Annotated in this window: 21 protein-coding genes; 13 read left to right on the forward strand and 8 right to left on the reverse strand. The window is 64.8% G+C overall.

Going from position 1 to position 20,181, the window contains the following annotated elements; translation table 11 throughout:
• Positions 1-58: 58 nt before the first annotated feature.
• The 3 genes from IVB31_RS14090 to IVB31_RS14100 all read left to right on the forward strand — a co-directional run bounded on the left by IVB31_RS14090 (position 59) and on the right by IVB31_RS14100 (position 2,412).
• Complete coding sequence (locus tag IVB31_RS14090; protein WP_247323088.1) at positions 59-1,069, forward strand: NAD(P)-dependent alcohol dehydrogenase; 1,011 nt, start codon at positions 59-61, stop codon at positions 1,067-1,069.
• A 93-nt stretch (positions 1,070-1,162) separates the two neighbouring features.
• On the forward strand, positions 1,163-1,939 hold the full coding sequence (locus IVB31_RS14095; protein ID WP_247323089.1) for a haloacid dehalogenase type II: 777 nt from the start codon (positions 1,163-1,165) through the stop codon (positions 1,937-1,939).
• Positions 1,936-2,412, forward strand: a complete 477-nt coding sequence (locus tag IVB31_RS14100; RefSeq protein ID WP_247323090.1) for a YbaK/EbsC family protein — start codon at positions 1,936-1,938, stop codon at positions 2,410-2,412. Before IVB31_RS14095 ends, IVB31_RS14100 begins: the two co-directional genes overlap by 4 nt.
• On the opposite strand, the gene IVB31_RS14105 is transcribed toward IVB31_RS14100, so the two are convergent.
• The gene (locus tag IVB31_RS14105) at positions 2,409-2,747 is read right to left on the reverse strand and encodes a hypothetical protein (RefSeq protein WP_247323091.1); all 339 of its coding nucleotides are present in this window, start codon (positions 2,745-2,747) and stop codon (positions 2,409-2,411) included. The genes IVB31_RS14100 and IVB31_RS14105 overlap by 4 nt on opposite strands.
• Before the next feature lie 95 nt (positions 2,748-2,842).
• The gene (locus tag IVB31_RS14110; protein WP_247323092.1) at positions 2,843-3,826 is read right to left on the reverse strand and encodes a tripartite tricarboxylate transporter substrate binding protein; all 984 of its coding nucleotides are present in this window, start codon (positions 3,824-3,826) and stop codon (positions 2,843-2,845) included.
• Positions 3,827-3,983: 157 nt separating this feature from the next.
• On the opposite strand from IVB31_RS14110, the gene IVB31_RS14115 reads away from it, so the two are divergent.
• Positions 3,984-4,241: a hypothetical protein gene (locus IVB31_RS14115; protein WP_247323093.1), complete on the forward strand. Its 258-nt coding sequence runs from the start codon at positions 3,984-3,986 to the stop codon at positions 4,239-4,241.
• Positions 4,242-4,301: 60 nt separating this feature from the next.
• Here IVB31_RS14115 and IVB31_RS14120 read toward each other — a convergent pair whose 3' ends face one another.
• Both IVB31_RS14120 and IVB31_RS14125 read right to left on the reverse strand, forming a co-directional pair.
• Positions 4,302-4,793: a transposase gene (locus IVB31_RS14120; RefSeq protein WP_249803252.1), complete on the reverse strand. Its 492-nt coding sequence runs from the start codon at positions 4,791-4,793 to the stop codon at positions 4,302-4,304.
• Between the two features lie 85 nt (positions 4,794-4,878).
• Positions 4,879-5,814, reverse strand: coding sequence for a LysR family transcriptional regulator (locus IVB31_RS14125; protein WP_247323094.1), 936 nt, complete (start codon positions 5,812-5,814; stop codon positions 4,879-4,881).
• 117 nt (positions 5,815-5,931) lie between these two features.
• On the opposite strand from IVB31_RS14125, the gene IVB31_RS14130 reads away from it, so the two are divergent.
• The 3 genes from IVB31_RS14130 to wrbA are packed head-to-tail and all read left to right on the forward strand — an operon-like array spanning position 5,932 to position 8,066.
• Positions 5,932-6,684 carry an SDR family oxidoreductase gene (locus tag IVB31_RS14130; RefSeq protein ID WP_247323095.1) on the forward strand — a complete coding sequence of 251 codons (753 nt, stop codon included), beginning with the start codon at positions 5,932-5,934 and terminating at the stop codon, positions 6,682-6,684.
• A gap of 36 nt (positions 6,685-6,720) precedes the next feature.
• Positions 6,721-7,419, forward strand: coding sequence for a pirin family protein (locus tag IVB31_RS14135; RefSeq protein ID WP_247323096.1), 699 nt, complete (start codon positions 6,721-6,723; stop codon positions 7,417-7,419).
• 47 nt (positions 7,420-7,466) lie between these two features.
• Positions 7,467-8,066 (forward strand): NAD(P)H:quinone oxidoreductase, encoded by a 600-nt coding sequence (wrbA, locus tag IVB31_RS14140; RefSeq protein ID WP_247323097.1) that lies wholly within the window; start codon positions 7,467-7,469, stop codon positions 8,064-8,066.
• Positions 8,067-8,096: 30 nt separating this feature from the next.
• Here wrbA and IVB31_RS14145 read toward each other — a convergent pair whose 3' ends face one another.
• The 3 genes from IVB31_RS14145 to IVB31_RS14155 are packed head-to-tail and all read right to left on the reverse strand — an operon-like array spanning position 8,097 to position 11,706.
• Positions 8,097-9,242 (reverse strand): GNAT family N-acetyltransferase, encoded by a 1,146-nt coding sequence (locus IVB31_RS14145; RefSeq protein WP_247323100.1) that lies wholly within the window; start codon positions 9,240-9,242, stop codon positions 8,097-8,099.
• Positions 9,239-10,579: an O-antigen ligase gene (locus tag IVB31_RS14150; protein WP_247323101.1), complete on the reverse strand. Its 1,341-nt coding sequence runs from the start codon at positions 10,577-10,579 to the stop codon at positions 9,239-9,241. Before IVB31_RS14150 ends, IVB31_RS14145 begins: the two co-directional genes overlap by 4 nt.
• Positions 10,580-10,638: 59 nt before the next feature.
• Positions 10,639-11,706, reverse strand: coding sequence for a glycosyltransferase family 1 protein (locus tag IVB31_RS14155; protein ID WP_247323103.1), 1,068 nt, complete (start codon positions 11,704-11,706; stop codon positions 10,639-10,641).
• 246 nt (positions 11,707-11,952) lie between these two features.
• Between IVB31_RS14155 and IVB31_RS14160 the strand changes: the two genes are divergently transcribed.
• Positions 11,953-12,939 carry a glycosyltransferase gene (locus IVB31_RS14160; RefSeq protein WP_247323104.1) on the forward strand — a complete coding sequence of 329 codons (987 nt, stop codon included), beginning with the start codon at positions 11,953-11,955 and terminating at the stop codon, positions 12,937-12,939.
• On the opposite strand, the gene IVB31_RS14165 is transcribed toward IVB31_RS14160, so the two are convergent.
• The gene (locus IVB31_RS14165) at positions 12,936-13,964 is read right to left on the reverse strand and encodes a glycosyltransferase (protein WP_247323105.1); all 1,029 of its coding nucleotides are present in this window, start codon (positions 13,962-13,964) and stop codon (positions 12,936-12,938) included. The genes IVB31_RS14160 and IVB31_RS14165 overlap by 4 nt on opposite strands.
• Positions 13,965-14,361: 397 nt before the next feature.
• Between IVB31_RS14165 and IVB31_RS14170 the strand changes: the two genes are divergently transcribed.
• The 5 genes from IVB31_RS14170 to IVB31_RS14190 all read left to right on the forward strand — a co-directional run bounded on the left by IVB31_RS14170 (position 14,362) and on the right by IVB31_RS14190 (position 20,180).
• The gene (locus IVB31_RS14170) at positions 14,362-15,162 is read left to right on the forward strand and encodes a class I SAM-dependent methyltransferase (RefSeq protein WP_247323108.1); all 801 of its coding nucleotides are present in this window, start codon (positions 14,362-14,364) and stop codon (positions 15,160-15,162) included.
• 282 nt (positions 15,163-15,444) lie between these two features.
• Positions 15,445-17,820 (forward strand): Wzz/FepE/Etk N-terminal domain-containing protein, encoded by a 2,376-nt coding sequence (locus IVB31_RS14175; RefSeq protein WP_247323109.1) that lies wholly within the window; start codon positions 15,445-15,447, stop codon positions 17,818-17,820.
• On the forward strand, positions 17,813-18,619 hold the full coding sequence (locus IVB31_RS14180; protein WP_247323111.1) for a WecB/TagA/CpsF family glycosyltransferase: 807 nt from the start codon (positions 17,813-17,815) through the stop codon (positions 18,617-18,619). Before IVB31_RS14175 ends, IVB31_RS14180 begins: the two co-directional genes overlap by 8 nt.
• A gap of 19 nt (positions 18,620-18,638) precedes the next feature.
• Positions 18,639-19,631, forward strand: a complete 993-nt coding sequence (gene galE / locus IVB31_RS14185) for a UDP-glucose 4-epimerase GalE (protein WP_247323112.1) — start codon at positions 18,639-18,641, stop codon at positions 19,629-19,631.
• Between the two features lie 237 nt (positions 19,632-19,868).
• Positions 19,869-20,180 carry a hypothetical protein gene (locus IVB31_RS14190; RefSeq protein WP_247323114.1) on the forward strand — a complete coding sequence of 104 codons (312 nt, stop codon included), beginning with the start codon at positions 19,869-19,871 and terminating at the stop codon, positions 20,178-20,180.
• Position 20,181 lies beyond the last annotated feature (1 nt).

Genomic DNA, 20,181 nt, shown 5'->3' on the forward strand with positions numbered 1-20,181 from the left:
CTGTCAGACCTTACAGACTCTGCTCATCCAAGTGAATGCCGCTCGAGAGGGAGCAAAGATGAAAGCCTACCATCTGAACAGCCATGCCGGTGCTGGCCGCCTTGTGCGAGCCGACCTCAGCAAACCCGAACCCGCCAGTGGCGAGGTCCGCATCCGGGTCGAAGCGGTCAGTCTGAACTACCGCGACCTCCTGATCCTCGATCGCGCAGACCAGAACAAGCTCAATGGCCGCGTTCCGCTCTCCGACGGCGCGGGCGTCGTTGACGCCATCGGTTCCGGCGTCCTGCAATGGCGTCCCGGAGACCGCGTTGTTGCGTCGTTCTTTCGCGATTGGATCTCGGGGCCGTTCAAGTCCAGCTATGTTCAGTCATCCCTCGGTGGCAACACCATGGACGGAATGCTGGCAGAGTATGTCGTGCTGCCGGCACATGCGCTCGTTCCCGTGCCGGCGCATTTGTCCTCGATCGAAGCCGCGACCTTGCCCTGTGCCGGCGTCACCGCTTTCCATGGCCTCATCGCGCGCGGCGGGATGGCCAAAGGCGACACGCTGCTGGTCCAGGGAACAGGTGGCGTCGCGCTGTTTGGCCTTCAGTTCGCAGCAGCACTGGGCGCGCGCGCGATCGTGATCTCCTCCTCGGACGCAAAGCTCGCCCGCGCGAAGGCGCTGGGTGGCTCCATCCTCATCAACTATCGCGACACGCCCGACTGGGACGTCGCCCTGATGAAAGCGACGGATGGCGCAGGCGCCAGTCATATCCTCGAACTCGGCGGGCCCGGCACCTATGACCGGTCGCTGCGCTCGGTCGCGTCGGGCGGCAAGATCGTTCAGATTGGTGTTCTGACAGGGTTCGGCCCGAAGCCCGACCTCGCGCGCCTTCAGTGGGAGAATGCCGACATCATCGGTGTCACCGTCGGATCAGTGGAGCACTTTGCCGCGATGAACGGCTTCCTGACCGAACATGCGATCCACCCGATCGTCGATCGGATCTATGGCTTCGACGAGGTCCCCGAAGCGTATGCCCACCTCCGGACCGGCTCACATTTCGGCAAGATCGTCGTAAAGTTCTAGAAGCCAAGGCCCCAATTCGCGTTTCCGTCTTGGATCGATATCGCTGCGCCGGATATAGTCCATACGCCCGCAGCGATCCGGAGGACTGGTCAATTGAGTCTGAAAGCCATCGTCTTCGACGCCTACGGAACGCTCTACGACATCCAGTCGGTGGCTGACATCACCGAGGATGCGTTTCCGGGCTATGGCGAGATCGTCACGCAGATCTGGCGCATCAAGCAGCTCGAATACACCTGGTTGCGCTCGCTGATGCGGCGTTACCAGGATTTTGCCGCCGTCACGCGCGACTCGCTTGCCTATACGTTGCGCGTGCTCGGGCTCGCTTACGACAGCGAGACGTTCGAGCGGGTGATCGAGAAATATTTGCATCTCGATCTCTATCCGGACGCGGTCGCAGCCCTTGAAGCCTTGAGGCCGCGAAAACTCGCCATCCTTTCCAACGGCAGCCCGGACATGCTGAACGCGCTGGTGCGCAATTCCGGCCTCGACCGCCTGCTCGATGCCACTATCAGCGTCGATGCGAAGCAGATCTTCAAGCCGAGCCCGCAAGCCTATGAGCTGATCGGGGAGGTGCTCGGCACGGAGCCGAGCGAGGTGCTGTTCGTCTCCTCCAATCCCTGGGACGTGGCGGGCGCGAAAGCGTTCGGGCTCAACGTCGCCTGGATCGAACGGGTGACGCCCGAGGCGATGGCACTGGCTTGCGTCGAGAACGAACTCGTGGCACCGCTGACGATGTTCAAGGCGATCCGCACCCAGATGGACGAGCTCGGCTTTGCGCCGGACCACCGCGTCCGCGCGCTTTCCGAGCTGCCAAGGATTGCCCAAGAATCGCCGCCCGCCGATAATTCTGGAATGAGCCGACCTGAATGAGCCTTCAATCCGTTCGCGATTTCTTCGCTGAAAAAGCCCCCGAGATATCAGTCATCGAATCCCCCATCAGCTCCGCGACCGTGCCGCTGGCCGCCGAAGCCTATGGCGTCGAGCCGGGACGCATCGCCAAGACGCTGTCGCTGCGCATCGGCGAGCGCGTGATCCTGATCGTCGCGGCCGGCACCTCACGCATGGACAACAAGAAGGTGAAGGCTGCGTTCGGCGGCAAGCCGAAGATGCTGGGGCTGGAAGAGGTCGCGGAGATCACCGGCCACGAGGTCGGCGGCGTCTGCCCGTTCGGGCTGAAAGCGCCGTTGCCAGTCTATTGCGACGTCTCGCTCAAGGCCTTTGACGTCGTGGTGCCAGCCGCGGGCTCGACCCACAGCGCGGTGCGCATCACGCCCGAGCGGATGGCCGAGCTGACGGCGGCTGAATGGGTCGACGTCTGCGAGATCAAGCCTCCCGGCGGCTAATCATCCTCATCGTATGGCCGCGGCTGCGCCGGCGCAGCGTTGTAGCGCGGCGGGGGCGCAACGCGATTCCGCGGAACCTGCTGCTGTGGCGGCATCTGATTGTTGGATTGGAACACCGCACGGCAACCGCTCGAGAGTTGCGGCGTTTTCTGTTGTAGACACGCCGTGATGCGGCTCACGTCCGGAATCTGGTCGCTGCACAGCCGCCATACGTCCGGCGTGCAGGCCATCTGCTGTTCCATGGTTCCGCGATATTCCTCGGCGGACGCAGCACTCTGTGCAACGATGCCGCCGATCGCGAGCGCTATACCCAGCGCAATCCGCTCTGTCCGCATGTCCAGATCCTTCTCGAGTCTCTCGAATTCTCGTCAATGAATGAGACACGGGGAGGTTCTGAACCAACAAAAAAATGTGAAGATGCGGCAGGAACCTACTCGACCTTGCCGATCTTCTTCACCGCCGCAATCAGCCGTGCGCTGTCGGTCGCCACGAACTCGGCGAACGCCGGCGCGTCCTGATAGGCGACGAGACTGCCCGAGGTCTCGAAGGCCTTGAGCACGTCCGGACTCGCCATCACCTGCGCCATGGCTTCGCGCAGGCGACTGGCGATCGGCGCAGGAAGTGAGCTCTGCGCGAAGAGCCCGGCCCAGATGTACATCTCGACATCCTTGTAGCCGAGCTCCTGGAAGGTCGGCACGTCGGGGAAGCTCGCGATGCGCTTCGCGCCGCTATTGCCGAGCACCCGCAGCTTGCCGTCGTCGACCTGCGGCTTCAGCGTGCCCGGCGCCGCAGCGATCGCCTGCACGGTGCCGCTGAGCAGCGCGGTCAGCGCGGGACCTGCGCCGCGAAACGGAACATGCAGCAATTTGATATCGGCGTTGCTCGCGAACATCTCCATCGCAACATGCAGAGTCCCGTAAGGACCGGACGAGCCGTAAGTGATCTGGCCCGGTCGCTTCTTCGCATCCTCGACGAAATCCTGCGCCGTCTTCCACGGCGCCGAGGCCGGCACCGCCAGCAGCGTGGGATCGGCCAGCACCCGCGCGATCGGCATGAACTGCGAGACCTCATAGGCGACCGGACGGTCGAACAGCCGGTCGGCCTCAGGGAGCACGGCAAGCGAGGACAGCGTCATCAGCAGCGTATAGCCGTCGGGCTCGGCGCGTGCGGCTGCGGCATTGCCGACCGATCCGCCGCCACCTCCGGCGCGGTTGTCGACGATCACGGGCTTGCCGAGGATCCGCTCCAACGCCATTGCCACCGGGCGCGCCGCGAGATCGGCCTGGCCGCCGGCCGGAAACGGCACGATCATGGTGATGTTGCGCACCGGATAGGCTTGCGCGAAGGCCGGGCCCGACAACACCGGCAACAACGGCAATGCTGCAGCGGCGCGCAAGACGTCGCGACGATCCATGGCAGGCCCCCTCCTCGATTTTTCTTGTTTCGCTCCTAGCCTAACGTGGCGACCGGCAAGAACAAGCCGCGCGACGGCATTTACCAGGCATTAACCATGCTCCGCCCGGCCAGGAACGCCCTTTTGGACCAACCGTTGCCTCCCCGGGAGTGGAGCAATGAACAGACTTCGGACCATTGACGTGGCGTTGGACGACATGCTGGTGAATCTCGCCGCCATCGTCTTGCAGCTTTCAAAGCCTGAAGTGACGCGAACGCCTGAAGCGCGCCAAGCCCTGGCGCGATCCGTGCATCAATACGCGGTCTGCGCGAAACGCTCGAGCGACCCGCGCGTTCAGGAATTGAAGACGCAGCTCGAAGAGACGTTGAAGCCGAGCTTACGCGTGGTCGCGCGTAATGGTGAGAAGGTGTCTTAGTCGTCCTACTGGGCGATATGACGTAGGGTGGGCAAAGGCGCAAAGCGCCGTGCCCACCAATCATTCGCCGAAGTGCCCTGCGATGTCATGCACATCCCCTCCCCAATCCACGGGAAGGGCGCCTTGATCAACATAGCGATGGAAGCTGCTGAAGGACCAATCGCACACACGCGTGACGAGGCCATGCTTCACAGGATTGAAGTGTATGTAATCAACGTGCCGCTCCAAGTCAGCATCGTCGCGAATTGCGTGCTCCCAGAAGCGGCGTTGCCAGATGCCCTTCTCTCGCTTTATCGATTTACTCATTGAACGTTCGCCAACCTCCAGCCGTCGCGAAAAGTTGCCCTTGATCAGATTCCATCGCGACGAAAAGTCTGCGTCATCCTCAGGCAACGCCCAGATCGCATGGAGGTGGTCAGGCAAGATACAAATCGCGACGGTCTCGAACGGCCGGCGTTGCACGACCGTTCGGTAAATCTGGCGTAGACGATCAACCTGGTCGACGAGTAACGTACTTGACCGATCGGCTAGCACGACGGTGAAGAAGAACATGTTGCCTTGAGCTCGGCGATACTGAGGCACTTGCGATCCCCCCATGAATTGGTGGGCACGCTTCGCTTTGCCCACCCTACGGCACCTACGCTGTTCGCTCGCTCTTCTTTGCCCGCCGCTTGCATGTGCCCGGCAGCTTCGCCGCGAGAAAATCGCCGAGCGCCTCGACGCGGGCGGGGCGCGGGCCGCCGGGTGGCGTCACCAGATGCACGGCGCCTTCGGCCTGCTTCCAGTCTTTCAGGATGACTTCGACCTCGCCTGACGAGATCGCCTCTCCGACAATGAATTCGGGCAGCTCGGCGATGCCGAGGCCGGCGATCAGCGCCGGCATCAATGCTTCGCCGTTGTTGACGCGAAGTTGTCCGCCCGGGCGCACGCTGGCCTGCTCGCCGGCGGAATTGGTGTAGTGCCAGACATTGGGCGTCGAGAGATAGGCGTAGCTGAAGCATTTATGCTCGGCCAGATGCATCGGATGCGTCGGCCGTCCATGTTGTTTGAGGTAGGACGGCGCGGCCACCGTGAAGCGCGGCATGGTGAAGAGCCGCCGCGCGATCAGCGAGGAGTCCGGCAGCCGCGCGATCCGCACCGCCATGTCAAAGCCCTCGCCGATCAGGTCGATGGTCGCATCGCTCAAATGCAGATCGACGGACACTTCAGGATAGGCTTCGAAGAACTCCGGCAATAGCGGCGCCACCGCCTTGACCCCGAACGTCATGGGCACGGCGAGCCGCACCAGCCCGCGCGGCGCCACCGATTGCGCCAGCGCCTCGTTCTCCGCCGCCTCTCCATCGCTCAACAGGCGCGTCGCCCGCTCCGCGAGCTTGTGGCCGGCGTCGGTCAGCGCGAGCCGGCGCGAGGTGCGGTTGAACAGCCGGGCGCCAAGCCGCTCCTCCAGCCGGGTCACCGCCTTGGACACCGTCGCCTTCGACATCAGGAGCTCGCCGGCGGCGGCCGCAAACGACCGCAATTCCACGACTTTTGCGAAAATCGCGAGCGCCTCGAAATCGGGGAGTTTTGCCATGGGTGCCGCCCAACAGGTCGATTTAAGAAACAATTCGTTTCAACAGTTTCTATTTCTATACCACAGGCGGAGGCTTATCCAAGGGTCAATCGCAAACCTACGGAATGGAGAAATCCAATGACCAAGAAGCTCTCAGGCAAGGTTGCCCTCGTCACCGGCGGGTCCCGCGGCATCGGCGCGGCCTCTGCCCGCGCTCTCGCCGATGAAGGCGCGGATGTCGCCATCAGCTATGTCGCCTCGCCCGAGAAGGCCGAAGCGGTCGTCGCCGAACTGAAAGCCAGGGGCGTCAAGGCACGCGCCTTCAAGGCGGACCAGGCCTCCGCAAAGGACGTGACGCAGCTCGTCAACGACGTCGCGAAGGAATTCGGCCATCTCGACATCCTCGTCAACAACGCCGGTGTCGCCGCAGGCGGCGCGATCGACGACGCCAAGGCCGACACGGAAGCCCTGACTCGCCAGGATGCGATCAACGTGCATGGCGTGATCGCGGCGATCCGCGCCGCCTCGCAATTGATGGGCGAAGGCGGTCGCATCGTCACCGTCGGCTCCATGCTGGCCGACCGCGCCTCGTTCCCGGGCCTTGCCGACTACGTCGCCACCAAGGCGGCCGTCGTCGGTTACACCAAGGGCGCGGCGCGCGACCTCGGCCCGCGCGGCATCACCGTGAACGTGGTGCAGCCCGGCTCGATCGACACCGACATGAATCCGAAGGACGGCGGCGAGTTCGCCGAGACCCAGCGCAAGCAGCACGCGCTGCAGCGCTTCGGCCGCCCCGAGGAAGTCGCAGCCGGCGTCGTCTTCCTCGCAAGCCCGGAAGCCTCCTTCGTCACGGGCACCGTGCTCAACGTCGATGGCGGTTTCGGCGCCTGATCAAGACGCCGACCGTTCCAACAAGGAATTACGCAGATGATCGAACTCAGACCTTTCGCAAAGCTCGGCGGCGCCGATCACGGCTGGCTCAACGCCAAGCATCATTTCTCCTTCGGAAGCCACTATGACCCCGACAACATGGGTCACGGCGCCCTACGGGTGTGGAACGACGACGAGATCGCGCCGAACACCGGCTTCCCCGCTCATCCCCACGCCAACATGGAAATCATCACCTATGTGCGCGAGGGCGCGATCACCCATCAGGACAGCCTCGGCAACGAGGGCCGCACCGAGGCGGGCGACGTGCAGGTGATGAGCGCCGGCAGCGGCATTCGCCACTCCGAGTACAATCTGGAGCCAAACAAGACCCGGATCTTCCAGATCTGGATCGAGCCGACCGCGCGCGGCGGTCAACCTACCTGGGGCTCGAAGCCGTTCCCCAAGGCGGATCGCTCGGGCAAGCTCGTCATCATCGCCAGCGGCGACGCCAGCGACACGGACGCGCTGCCGATCCGCGCCGATGCGCGGGTGCTCGCCACCACGCTGAAGGCCGGGGAGAGCGCAGAGTACGAGCCGCAGAAATCGCGGCACCTCTACCTCGTGCCCGCGGCGGGCTCAGTGGAGATCAACGGCGTGCGCGTCAATGCCCGTGACGGCGCCGCGATCCGCGACGAGGACAGGCTGAAGATCACGGCTCTGGAAGACACAGAGCTCGTGCTCGTCGACGCGGCGTAACGACGCTCACACGGAATAACTCAACTCATCATTCAACGGAGACCATCATGACCAAAGTTCTCGTCCTCTATTATTCCGCGTATGGCCACATCGAAGCGATGGCCAATGCCGTCGCCGAAGGCGCGCGCGCCGCCGGCGCCACCGTCGACATCAAGCGCGTGCCCGAACTGGTGCCGGCCGAGGTCGCCAAGGCGTCCTATTACAAGGTCGATCAGGCCGCACCCATCGCCAAGATCGAGGATCTCGCCAACTACGACGCGATCATCGTCGGTACCGGCACCCGCTTCGGCCGCATGGCCTCGCAGATGGCGAACTTCCTCGACCAGGCCGGCGGGCTCTGGGCCAAGGGCGCGCTGCACGGCAAGGTCGGCGGCGCCTTCACCGCGACCGCGACCCAGCATGGCGGCCAGGAGACGACGTTGTTCTCGATCATCACCAACCTGCTGCATTTCGGCATGACCATCGTCGGGTTGAACTACGGCTTCGCCGGCCAGATGAAGCTCGACGAGGTCACCGGCGGCGCGCCCTACGGCGCGACCACGATCACCGGCGGCGACGGCAGCCGCCAGCCCAGCGTCAACGAGCTTGAAGGCGCGCGCTATCAGGGCCGCCAGATCGCAGAGACGGCCAGGAAGCTGCATGGCTGAGCCACATGGCTGACGCGAGGGGGCTATTTTTCAGCGCGCCCCTTTGCCCAACGCCTGCGCCGCGAGAGCGGCAAGCCTGGGGTGGCGGCGCAGGCCCTGCGCGGCGTGGTCGCGCCATGCGAATGGCATGCCGCGCCAGGACAGCGCGACGCTGGCATCGGTCAGCGGCACGGGCTCGGCGCCAAAACGGCGCTTGTAGTCCTGGTTGCCGATGCTGAGGTCGAAACGGCGAACGCCCTTTGCATGCAGTGCCGCCATGGTGCGCTCGGTCACGAGCAGCCCCGGCGAGCAGCTGGACCATGAATCCCCGGCGTGGCTGATGCGCAGGAGGAAATAGGTCGCGCCATGCCTGACGCCGAGCGTGGTGGCAACGACGCCCTCGTCGCACACCAGCGCCGAGATGACGGCGTAACCGTCCGTGACACCCTGGCGGGCGACCTCGCGATAGAACTGCGCATGGGATTCGTCATTGAGGACGAAGCGCGAGCCGAGCTTCCGCATGCGCGCCTGCTGCTGGACATCCATGACATCCAGCAGCTCGCGCGCACGCGCGACACCGGTGGCGATCTCGAACCGCGCGCCGGCATGACGGCTGAACACACGCCAGCAGCGCGGCATCTGCATACGTTTGATCGAGGCCTGGTAGCCTTCATAATCGTCGCCCGTCAGCACGAGATTGCCGTTGAGCGAGCAGGATCCGATCCGGCCGAGCGACACCAGCGGGTTCGGATTGCCGCCGACATGGGCCGGCATCTTCTTCAGACGCAGCAGATCGAAGCGGTCGGGCAAGGCGCGCAAGGCGTCGATCAACGCCTTGCCGATCGTATCGGTCGCCGCCGCGTCCAGCGCGCCATCGAGGGCCAGGATCGGCGCGTTGTTGTCGGAGACGCCTAAATCGGCGAATTCGACGATGCGGACGCCGCGCCTGAGGTGGCTGATCATCGGCACCACCGCGATGTCCTTGCCGGTCGCGGCATCGGAGATCAATGCAATCAGCGGCGCGAGATGGTGGAACGCCTCGTACCAGGCGCTGAGCCAGTAACCATGCTGGAACGCGGTGCGATGGCCTGCGTTCAAGCGCGATGCGGCCTGTCGCCAGTCACGCACGAACTCGACCGCGATTCCTGACGTCCTGGAGACAAGGCCATCTGGTTGCTGGACGCTGAGGAACGTCATCCGCGAGGACGCCCCGGTTGCATCTGCTCGACGCATTGGAACCTTGCCAGGAAGTGCAGGCCGGCCACGGCGAGAGCGAACATGAACCAGATCGGATTCTGCCGTTCGAGCAGGAAGGTCTCGGTGGCCCCGTAATACAGGCCGAACAGCCACACGGTCAGGAACAACTTTGCCAGCGCACCACTGCGGTTGTGAGTCCGGGCCGACTGGAAATTTCCAAGCGGCGCGAGCACGAAGACAAGGATGACCAGCAACAGTCCCGGCAGGCCGATAGTGACGGCGAGGTCAAGGTAGCTGTTGTGACTGTGCGCGGCGGTCGTCGCCCATTCGGCGCCCTGGGTGGTCTGCCGCGCGGTCACGTCGTCCCAGAAGGCCGCATAGCCGTGGCCGATGATCGGCTTTTCGGCGACGGCTGCGAGCGCGAACTCCCAGATGGCGGAGCGGCCGGTGAAGGTGGGGTCGAGCGGGAGCAGCCGCGTCATCGCCCCGAGCGCCGGGCTCAAGACGCTGCCGACCGTCAGCAGATTCATCACGATCAGCGGCACGAAGCAGATGATCCGCTTCAGCCACAGGCTTGGCGTGACGCAGACCAGCGAGGCGAGCGCGTAGATCGCAAGGCACAGCACCGACGACGTCTTGCCGCCGGTGAAGATCAGGAAAATGCCGGCAAGTGCTGCGATCGCCGGGCCCATCACGAACGAGCCGACGGCGGACAGGTAAATGCCGACATAGACCAGGATGGTCATCACGGGCGAGGCGATGTTCTTGTGGCCAAAGCTGCCGCGCCAGTCGCCGGCCAGTTGCGGCTCGGTGACGTCGAGTGCGGTGTGCATCGCATATTGCGGCGCGAGGAAGACGCCGAGATAACAGAGCGCGAGCAGTACGAGCGCCGCACAACCGAGGCACAGATTGAAGCTCCGCTGGGTCGGCGGCAGCAATGGCAACAGGACGGCGAGCGACATCACGCTGGCCGTAAGCACGAAGCGCTGGATCGAAACGCCGCGGTTCTCGGAGAAGACGATGTTGAACAACAGCCAGCCGACCAAACAGAGATGCAGCGGCGTCACCAGGCTCTTCAGCGCGGGCGCATCGGTCGTGGCGACAAACAGCACAGCGACCGCAGCCAGCAGGCCCCAGGCGACATAGGTGAGCGCCATTCGCCCGCCGACGACGGTGGTGACATCCGCGCTGCGCAGGTCCTGAAATGGATCGAGCGTGATCAGCACCAGCAGCAACGCCGCAATCGCGACGAGGCAACGCGCCACCCGCACGGCATTCAGCCCCGCCAGTCCATCGTGCAGGGCGCGGCTGAACGATCGGGCGTCGACGTCACTCATGTCGGCGCGCTGCGATCCATGGCTCAAGGCAGATGGTGAAGCCGGGGAAGCCACTGGTCTTAGCCGATCCCTGTCAAGTATCCGTCAATCCTTACACCGGAGGTCCGCGGCACCGCCTGCTGCCGCACGATGCTCCGCGCGATCTCGTAATATTGCAGCGCCCGCTGTTCCAGCGTCAGATTGTCCAGGACGAAGCCGCGGGGATCGAACCTATCAGCGGCGCACCCTGCCCAGAAATCGTCCCACCCGGCCTCGAAGCCCTTGATGTCGACGAACTTCGCGCCGCAGCGCTCGTCCCAATACGGCACCGACGACACCGGCGCGAACTGGACGCGGTGCGGATAATAATCAGGGTCCCGCCAGGGGCCGCCGGGATCCCAGGCGAGCACCGGTACGCCGCAGGACAAAGCTTGCTGATAGGCGATGCCCTGGCTCTCGTTCTGGCACAGGAAGATCATCGCGCGCGAACGCGCGAGCGCGGCCTGATAGTCTTCTTCCTTGTAGCTGCCGTAACGCAGTTCCGTGAACGAGTGGCCCTCCCTGGTGAGCCGGGCGCGGACGGGCTCGATCAGCTCCGACGCATAGCGCTCGCGATCCCAGTGGACCTTGTCGTAGATGAGGACGTCAACGCTCTTTTGCGGCGTCGGCGACGGCGCCCACAGATCCGTGTCGATGCCGACCGGCCAGGCCTCCGTGTCGGGCCAGTACGGCCGGTACATGTCGACATACCACGGGCCGGGCACCACGACCTTCTTCACCGGCAGGCGCTTGAACAGATCAGGGTCGTCGAGCGGATGATTATGCGCGGCGACGCCGAGCAGGATGGGATTCTTCCACGCAAACTTGTCGAGCAGGAAGGTGCGGCCGATGATGCAGGCGAGTTCGCGCGGATGCTGCGCGATGTAGCCATAATCGTTGACGCGGTAGCGGATGCCGAGCCGGTCGAGCCCCGCACAGAGATTGAGGAACACGCGGAGCTGCCCGCTCATGCGCGGCTCGCCGAGCAGCATGCGGCGCGCCATGCGCCGCAGATGCCGGTCGCCGGGAAACCAGCGATCGTCCTTGTCCTCGTAGAACAGGTTGAGGACGATGTCGTCGGGGTCGTAGTCGAGTCTCTTTGCGGGCACTGGATCCATCCGCGGCAATCCGGTCCGCATTCTCGCACGGGACCGGCAGTCGCACTCTTCCAAATTTGCCACAGGCTTAATGCCGCCGGCTTAACGCTATTCTACGAAACCGCCGCCGCCCCGGCCTTCGCGGCAACGATTTGAGCGTGATGCGAGTATCATGCGCGGCGGCCAAGGTTGCGATCGGTCGCATTGCCAATTCGCAGATGCGCGCTGGTTAACAGACCCTTAAAGGCGAGCCGTAGCTTGATTACCGCCGAAGAAATTCTCGATTTGCCGGCCACGTCACGCGTCGCTCCGGCGGCGCGCGTCCCGCTGCGGGTCGGCTCGACCACATCGGTGTCCGTCGTCATTCCGGCCAAGAACGTCGCGGCCTATGTCGGCGAAACCCTCGCCAGCGCACTGGCGCAAGCCGAAGTCACCGAAGTGATCGTCGTGGACGACGGCTCGACCGACGACACCACAGCCATCGTCCGCGCCATTCGTGACCCGCGGCTGCGCCTGATGACCAATGATTCCGCCGGCGTATCGGCTGCGCGCAATCTCGGGGCGCAGCATGCGGGCGGCCAATGGCTGCTCTTCCTCGATGCCGACGATCGCCTGCGGCCCGGCGCGGTCGCAGCGCTGCTGGCGGCCGCGCGTGGTGCTCCGCGCGCGGTTCTCGTCTACGGTGACTACAACACCATCGACAGCGAGGGACGGCAGATCGGCCGCCGCGCCCTCTTGAAAGGACGCCGCAAACCGTCCGGCGACGTGCTGACGCGGCTCGCGGCCGGCAATTTCATCGTCAATGGCGGCATTGCGCTCGCACGTGCAGAGGCTTTCCGCGCCATCGGCGGCTTCGACGTCTCGCTCAGATATTGCGAGGACTGGCACTGCTGGTGCCGTCTTGCCGCGATCGGCGAGTTCGAATTTGCGCCAAACCTTCTGCTCGACTACCGCCTGCACACCGCCAACACCATGAACGCAGCAGTGCGCACGCCGCAGGATTTCTTCCCGGCGATCGCGCGGGTGTTCGACGACGGTCTGATCATGGCGAGACTACCCGCGGGGATGGCAGCCGGGCTGCGCCGGGCCGCCGAGGTCCATCTCGTCACTTATTCGGCGATGCAAGCGGTCCGCTTCGGCAGATATCGCCAAGCCTTCGCCTATCTCGGGATGGTCGGCCGCCGCTCCCTCAAATCGCTGCCGCGCGCCGCCGTCAGGATCGCTCTCGCCTGCTTTGGCATCTAGGACACGATCTTCGAGGCCTCATAAGGCTTTGGCTCGATGCCGAACGCCGCAAGCATGGAGCCTAGCGCCACCAGCGCGGGGTGCATGGCAACGACGGCCCTCGTTGTCGGAAGCAGGCGAGCCGAGCGAACCAGTGACAGCGGCAATCGTCCGAGCATCTGCGCAAACACCCGCGCCCGCGCGCCAACGCTCTGTGCGGCCTTGGACTGCACACGATAGTTGATCGCACCGATGCGCAAGCCGCGCTTGGCGATCCAGCTGAACTTGGTGCGGCTTTGCGGCACCGTCTCGGTGATGACTGCCCCCGCCGTCCAGTGGAACGTCATGCCGGCATCGCGGCATCGCACGAAGAAATCGCAGTCGCCACCGCCGAGAAAGTTGAAGCGGAGGTCGAAAGCCGGACGGTCGAACAGCTCGAACGCCGCGCGCGTAATCAGGCAATTGCCGCAGCCATAGATCAGCGGCACCGCGCCGCTGTAATCATAGGCAGGACGGAAGGCGGGATGATCAGCAAGCCAGGGCTTGCTGTCGTCCTCGAAGACCGGCAGCACCGGCCCGCCGACCACATCGGCGCCGGTCGCCTCCGCGGTGCGAACCATCAGCTCCAGCCAATCGGGCGACGCGATCTCGTCGTCGTCGATCATCAGGAAGCGGGTCGCGGCGGGAAACAGCGCCAGCGCCGTCTCGAACGCAGCGTTGATCGCCTGGCAATTGCCCTGTCGTTTCTCGACCAGACAAACGCCCTGCAGCCTGCCGTCGGCGAGATACTCCGCAGCAACCGGTGCGCTTTCGCGCCCTGCCGCGTCGTTCTCGACCATGACGACGGCGAAGGAGCGCGAGGTACGCTGGCCGGCGAGCGAGTCCAGCGTCAGCCGCAGATGCTGGGGGCGGCGGAAGCAGGGGATGCAGACGACGATGCCGACCGACAGGTCGATAATGCGGGAGCTCGCCGCGATCTCCCGGTTGGGATCGCGCACGGCATCCGAGATGCGCGCGGCGGACAGGTCTGTCGGGATCAATGTCATGACGCTCTAGATGTCCGAGATAGATTGAAAAAGCCCTGCTACGATCATGCAGGAATCGGCACTGTCCTGCGTCGGCACATTACGGCGGGACAGATGCGTCCCAAGATGAACGGCAGGCCCGGGGCCCAAAGCGGCGCCAAGAAGCCGATCTCCCCGCACACACGCGCTTAACCGCTTTCCCGCGTTTCTCCTGCGAAACCTTCCGCATGTGATAGTGCAATTCGCAGTCCATTGCGCCAGCCACGGCCCGACATGAACGATGCCGTAGTTAACGCCTGTGCGCATTAACCCAAGCGTAAGCACCGCGACCGGTGACGAGCCGCGGCATCAGATTTGCTCTTCGAGCATGCGCGATTTTTCCTGTAAATTTGAGTCGAACAAGCGCGGTCAGAGAAAAATGAACAAGCCAGCCACGATCGATTTCGCGACAGCCGCGGCGATTCTAGTCCCCGCGGCGACTGCCCCCACCCAGGCGCTGCACGATCTGGTCCCCGGCGAAGCCCGCGACAGCCTGCTCGCCGTCCATGACGTACTGCGCCGCGAACTGCCGCAGGGTCCGCTCGCCATCTATGAAGCCGGCGGCGGCTCATGCAGCGTTTTGCCGCCGGAATTGCCGGGCCGCAGCAAGGTCACCGTCGTCGACATCGACGAGGACCAGGTCCGCAACAATACCTACGCGGACGAAGCAATCCTCGGCGACGTCCAGACCTACCGCTTCGGGCACGAAACCTTCGATCTGGTGATCTGCTACAACGTGATCGAGCATCTGCCCCATGTCGACGCCGCGCTCCTGAATTTTCGCGATGCGCTCAAGCGCGGCGGGATGATCCTGATCGGCGCGCCCAATCCGCGCTCGCTGTCCGGCGTCGTCACCAAATATTCGCCGCACTGGTTCCACGTCTGGTTCTACCGGCACATCCGCGGAATCAAGGATGCGGGCCAGCCGGGCGAGCCGCCGTTCCCGACCTTCTTCCATCCCCTGGTGACGCTGCCGAGGCTCGAAGCGTTCGCCGCGGCCAACGGCCTCGATATGATCTACTGCCGTGAGGTCGAGAGCCCGCGTTATCCCGAGATGCGCCGGCGCAAGCCGCTGGTCGCAGCCCTGGTCGACGCCGGCGCCGCCGCGCTGAACGCCGTATTTCCGCGCGGGACCGACGTCCGCCGCGGCGACTATCACGTCATCCTGCGAAAAAGCTGACCGCCATGGTGCACGTGCGGCCGATCGCAAGTCGAGCGAAGCCTCGCGGCCGCGCTGCGCGCGGTAACGAACCGTTAATTTCTGAGGGACCTCAGCCTCACTGCGACGCGTCGAAGAGTGGCATGCGCTTAAACGCTTTGTTTGCCATTTCGGTGAATAGTCCCTCAATGAGTATGGTTAATTTTCCCTGTTGCGTTGATTGGGCACCTATATCTGAGGTGCGTGGCGTAGAGCGAAGAGTAACCCCTCAGCACGCGACAGTTGGAATGAAAGCTGGGGATTATGCTTGACTACAACCAGCCGATAGATCGGGCCAGACCGGAGGCCCCTCAACAACGGCCTCAGGCCGGCTTCAACGTGCTGGAGCTCGTCAATTTACTGTGGCGGCGGAAGATCGCGATTGCCGCTGCCGCGCTGCTCGGTGCCACGCTTGCCGTCACCGCGGGCAAGAGCCTGGCGCCCCGCTACACCGCCACCGCCCAGCTCTATGTCGATCCGCGCGAGCTTCAGCTCGTCGATCGCGAGCTCACGCCCCGCGCGCAGGACGTCTCCGGCATGTCCATGGTGGTGGAGAGCCAGGCGCGCCTGATCACGTCGAACAGCGTGCTGCTCCAGGTGATCCAGCAGGCCAACCTCGACAAGGATCCGGAATTCGGCGGCGGCGGCGACGCCAAGAGCCTGATGTCCTCGCTGCTCGGCCTGATCGGCCTTCAGCCTCCCGCGCCCTCCACTGCTGAGAAGAAGGAAGTGCAGCTCGCGGCCCTCGAGGCGCTGAACCGGCACATCACCATCCGCAAGACTGAAAAGAGCTTCATCGTCGACATCGAGGTCTGGTCGACCGATCCGGCGAAAGCGGCGATGCTCGCCAACACGCTGACCACCGCTTACCTCGCGGAGTCCCGCAACTCGCAGGCTTCGGCCGCACGGCGCGCCACCAACGATCTCTCCGGTCGCCTGAAGGAGCTGCGCGAGCGGCTGCGCAACGCCGAGACCGCGCTCGCCACCTACAAGGCCCAGAACAATTTCGTCGGCACCCAGGACGCCCTGATCAGCGACCAGCAGCTCTCCGCCAGCAACCAGCGGCTTTCCGCCGCCCGCGCGGCGACGATGGATGCGCAGGCGCGGCTCGACCAGATCGAGGCCAGCCGGCGCACAACGGCGGATGCGGGCGCCAACACCGAGGCGCTGCAATCGCCGACCATCGCGAATTTGCGCGCGCAATATGCCGACGCACGCAAGAAATATGCGGAGCAGGCCGGCGAGCTCGGCCCGCGCCATCCGGCGCTGCGCCAGACCGAGAAGCAGGTCGAGGATCTCAAGCGCACCATCAATGAAGAGATCGACCGCTTCGCCCAGTCCGCCAAGAACGATTTGACGCGCGCCCGCGACTTTGAAGCCTCGCTCAACCGGGCGCTCGAAGCGCAGAAACGGCAGAGCGTCCAGCTCAGCCAGGCCGCCGTTCGCCTGCGCGAGCTCGAGCGTGAGGCCGATGCCAGCCGCGACGTCTATCAATCCTTCCTCAAGCGCTCGCGCGAGACCGAGGAGCAGGAAACGCTCAATACCTCGGCAGCCCGAATCATCGGCGAAGCCACCGTGCCGCAGCGGCGCTCCTTCCCGCCGGCGATGAGCATGTTCGCCATGATCGGCTTCATCGTCGGCGCGCTCGCCGCCGCAGGCTGGTTCGTTGCCGCCGAGCTGCTGTCGACCGGTGTGATCACGCCGGCGCCCGCACCGGCCCGCCGTGAGCGCACGCTGGCGCCGCAGACTCCCCGAGCGCCAGAGCCTCCGCGGGCTCCGGAGATTGCTCAGCCCCAACCGGTTTCGCGAGCCCCCGAAGTTGCACGGTCTCTGCCGGAAGTTGCCGCGCCATCGCTGCAGCCCGCCATGGTCGAAAAGCCGTTGATCGAAAAGCCGCTGATCGCGCGCCTTCAGGAAGCCGACGTCATCCACACGCTCGGCGCTATTCTCGCCACCGGCAGCGGCGTCGATCTCACCCGGCTGGGCTGGCCGACACTGCGCCCCGGCTTTCCGCTGACGACGCTGCTCAACGCCTGGCGCGACACGCGCGCCGCGGTGGCACGCCGTACCGGCGGCAAGGTGATGCCGGTCATCGCGCTGGTCGGTGCCGGCGAGACCACCGGGCGCAGCGTAACTGCCCTGAATTTCGCGCTCGCGGCCGCGCGCGACGGCGCCCGGGTGCTGATGATCGATGCCGACCATCAGGCACATTCGCTCTCGAACAAGGTCAACCGTCCCGGCAAGAGCGAGGCGAGCAAGCTCGGCTGGCTTTCGATCGGCAGCAACGCCGCGCGCGAAATCAAGACGGTCAACGGCATCTCGGTATTGCCGGCCGCCGGGGGCGATGCCGGCAAGGCCGCAGACGCCATTCGCAAGGCCATTGAACAGGCGCGCTCCGCCGGCGGTTACGACCTGGTGGTCCTCGATGGCCCCGTGACGCCGCTCGCGGCCGGCGGCCGCAAGCTGCTCGATGACGCCGACGCTCTGGTGGCCGTGCTGCCGACCAGCCTCGACATCAACGACGGCCTCGAAGAGATCCTGAGCACGCTCGGCCGCGCCGAGCGCAAGCTCGTCGGTGTCGTCCTCGACGAGCTCACCCCTGCAACCCAAGCGCGCCAGCGAGGCAGACAATATGCTTGAGCGCCGCGTCAATCTGGACGGCCGGGCCGCAACCGTCGACGTCCCCCGGATCACCGTCGGTGGCCTTCGCATGGCCGCGCTCGACCTGGAAGCGACCGCCGATTTCATGATCGAGGCGACTGATCCGCGCCATCGCATCGGCCGCCCGCTGTTCCTGACTTCGGCCAATGGCGAGGTTCTGGCACGCTGCTCGACAGAGCCGCAGACCGAGCGCCTGTTCCGTGCCGCCGACCTGATCAACGCCGACGGCCAGCCGCTGGTGGCGGCCTCCAAACTGCAATCCTGGTTCCCGCTGCCGGAGCGCGTCGCGACCACGGACTTGTTCCACGTCGTCGCGCGCAAGGCGGAAGCGCTGGGCCGCACCTTCTACATGTTCGGCGCCAGCGAGGCCGAGAACGCCGCGGCGGTCGAGAACGTTCGCCGCCTGTATCCGGACCTCAAGATCGTCGGACACAGCCACGGCTATCTCCGTGGCGAGGCGCTGCGCGCGAAAGTCCAGGAGATCAACGCGCTTGCGCCGGATTATCTGTGGGTCGCGTTCGGCGTGCCCAACGAGCAGGCATTCGTTGAGGAATTCACCCCGCATCTGACCAATGTCGGCGTCATCAAGACATCCGGCGGCCTGTTCAACTTCTTGTCGGGCAGCCGGTCCCGCGCGCCGCAATGGATGCAGAAGATCGGGCTCGAATGGGCTTGGCGGACCTTGCTCGAGCCACGCCGCCTGTTCTGGCGCTATTTGACCACCAACCCCCGCGCGCTCTATCTTCTCTTCAGCCGCAAACGGCCCTTCAATCGCTGAGAGAAGCGTAGAATACGACATGACCGACCGACCGACTGTCCTCGTCACCGGAGGCGCGGGCTATATTGGCTCGCACGCCTGCCGCGCACTGACCGCGGCCGGCTATCAGCCCGTCGTTTATGACAATCTCTCGACGGGTCATCGCAGCTTCGTTACCGGTCCTCTGGTGACGGGTGATCTGCTCGACGGCGCGGCGCTGGCACGCGCCTTCGCCGATCACAAGGTCACCGCGGTGATGCATTTCGCGGCGGCCAGTCTCGTCGGCGAGTCCATGACCGACCCGCAGAAGTACTACATCAACAACGTCCAGGGCACGCTATCGCTGTTGCAGGCGATGCGGAACGCCGGCTGCCGGCGCATCGTGTTTTCCTCGACCGGCGCCGTCTACGGCAACGCCGATTCCAAGGAGTTGCCGGAAGACTTCCCCTGCGCGCCGATCAATCCCTACGGGGCGTCGAAATGGATGATCGAGCGCATGCTCGCCGACTATCGCGCGGCCTATGGCTTCGGCGCGTTCTGCCTGCGCTATTTCAACGCCAGCGGCGCCGATGCGGCCGGCGGTATCGGCGAGTTGCGTGACAACGAAACCCATCTCATTCCGCGCGCCATGATGGCGCTGCAGGGCCATGTCGACTTTGCCGTATTCGGCGAAGACTACGACACGCCCGACGGCACCGCGATCCGCGACTACATCCATGTTACCGATCTCGCGGCGGCGCATCTCGCGGCGCTGAGGCTTCTGGAGGAAGGACACTCCGGCGGCAGCTTCAATCTCGGAAGCGGCTCCGGCTTTTCAGTGCGCGAGATCCTCACCGCGATCCGGCGGGAGACCGGGCGCGAGGTGCCGCATACCGTCAAGCCGCGCCGCGCCGGCGATCCCACCTATCTCGTCGCGGATCCTTCTGCTGCGCGAAAGGTGCTGAACTTCGTGCCGCGCCATTCCGACTTGCCTACGGTCATCCGCACCGCCTGGGCCTGGCACCAGACGGCGCATCCGCTCAAGCCGCGCTAATCTGGACGCTGCGGTCGCCGGCGCCTTGCTGCCGGGGACTTGAGGGGCTAAAGAGGTTATGGTCGACGGCGCCGGCAAGTTTCCAGGCCGCCCGCGCATTTCCCCTATGGCCGACGCTGGTAGCGCGGCGCGTGGCTCCTCGAATTGAGCGAGCCTATTTCTCAGCGACAACAGAGTCTGCCCGTCGGCCCTGCCTCCAGGTGCCGGCGAGGGAGTACGGCAAGGAGTCGAAAGCGAATGCATCAGGCCGCGAGCCTGCAATTCGAGCGCGTGATGGACGAGCTCGTCCTGTGGCACGCCGTGCCCGGGGACGAACGCTCGCCGGCACCGGCCTGGTGGTGGGGACCGGCGATGGCCGTGTGCGACGCCCACGAGCCGATGCGGCACGCCTGGTGTTATGAACTCGGCCTCCACGACGATTCGAGCTTTGCCGAAGGCGCGCATGCCCTTCTCGAGCTGTTCGTCGACCAAACCTCGCTGACCTGGCCGGATGATTTTCCGCGCAAGGCGGAAGTCAAGGACGACGACGTCCGCGAGCTGCACCCGTAGC

Origin of the sequence: Bradyrhizobium sp. 21, assembly GCF_023073335.1 — a bacterium.
Taxonomy (GTDB): domain Bacteria; phylum Pseudomonadota; class Alphaproteobacteria; order Rhizobiales; family Xanthobacteraceae; genus Bradyrhizobium.

Excerpts from the sequence above, each read along its gene's own strand:
- IVB31_RS14180 (WP_247323111.1), top strand. The coding sequence starts at position 17,813 with ATGCTTGAGCGCCGCGTCAATCTGGACGGCCGGGCCGCAACCGTCGAC.
- IVB31_RS14090 (WP_247323088.1), top strand. The coding sequence starts at position 59 with ATGAAAGCCTACCATCTGAACAGCCATGCCGGTGCTGGCCGCCTTGTG.
- IVB31_RS14145 (WP_247323100.1), bottom strand. The coding sequence starts at position 9,242 with ATGACGTTCCTCAGCGTCCAGCAACCAGATGGCCTTGTCTCCAGGACG.
- IVB31_RS14130 (WP_247323095.1), top strand. The coding sequence starts at position 5,932 with ATGACCAAGAAGCTCTCAGGCAAGGTTGCCCTCGTCACCGGCGGGTCC.
- IVB31_RS14105 (WP_247323091.1), bottom strand. The coding sequence starts at position 2,747 with ATGCGGACAGAGCGGATTGCGCTGGGTATAGCGCTCGCGATCGGCGGC.
- IVB31_RS14150 (WP_247323101.1), bottom strand. The coding sequence starts at position 10,579 with ATGAGTGACGTCGACGCCCGATCGTTCAGCCGCGCCCTGCACGATGGA.
- IVB31_RS14175 (WP_247323109.1), top strand. The coding sequence starts at position 15,445 with ATGCTTGACTACAACCAGCCGATAGATCGGGCCAGACCGGAGGCCCCT.
- wrbA (WP_247323097.1), top strand. The coding sequence starts at position 7,467 with ATGACCAAAGTTCTCGTCCTCTATTATTCCGCGTATGGCCACATCGAA.
- IVB31_RS14165 (WP_247323105.1), bottom strand. The coding sequence starts at position 13,964 with ATGACATTGATCCCGACAGACCTGTCCGCCGCGCGCATCTCGGATGCC.
- IVB31_RS14115 (WP_247323093.1), top strand. The coding sequence starts at position 3,984 with ATGAACAGACTTCGGACCATTGACGTGGCGTTGGACGACATGCTGGTG.
- IVB31_RS14120 (WP_249803252.1), bottom strand. The coding sequence starts at position 4,793 with ATGTTCTTCTTCACCGTCGTGCTAGCCGATCGGTCAAGTACGTTACTC.
- IVB31_RS14125 (WP_247323094.1), bottom strand. The coding sequence starts at position 5,814 with ATGGCAAAACTCCCCGATTTCGAGGCGCTCGCGATTTTCGCAAAAGTC.
- IVB31_RS14190 (WP_247323114.1), top strand. The coding sequence starts at position 19,869 with ATGCATCAGGCCGCGAGCCTGCAATTCGAGCGCGTGATGGACGAGCTC.
- galE (WP_247323112.1), top strand. The coding sequence starts at position 18,639 with ATGACCGACCGACCGACTGTCCTCGTCACCGGAGGCGCGGGCTATATT.
- IVB31_RS14135 (WP_247323096.1), top strand. The coding sequence starts at position 6,721 with ATGATCGAACTCAGACCTTTCGCAAAGCTCGGCGGCGCCGATCACGGC.
- IVB31_RS14110 (WP_247323092.1), bottom strand. The coding sequence starts at position 3,826 with ATGGATCGTCGCGACGTCTTGCGCGCCGCTGCAGCATTGCCGTTGTTG.
- IVB31_RS14100 (WP_247323090.1), top strand. The coding sequence starts at position 1,936 with ATGAGCCTTCAATCCGTTCGCGATTTCTTCGCTGAAAAAGCCCCCGAG.
- IVB31_RS14170 (WP_247323108.1), top strand. The coding sequence starts at position 14,362 with ATGAACAAGCCAGCCACGATCGATTTCGCGACAGCCGCGGCGATTCTA.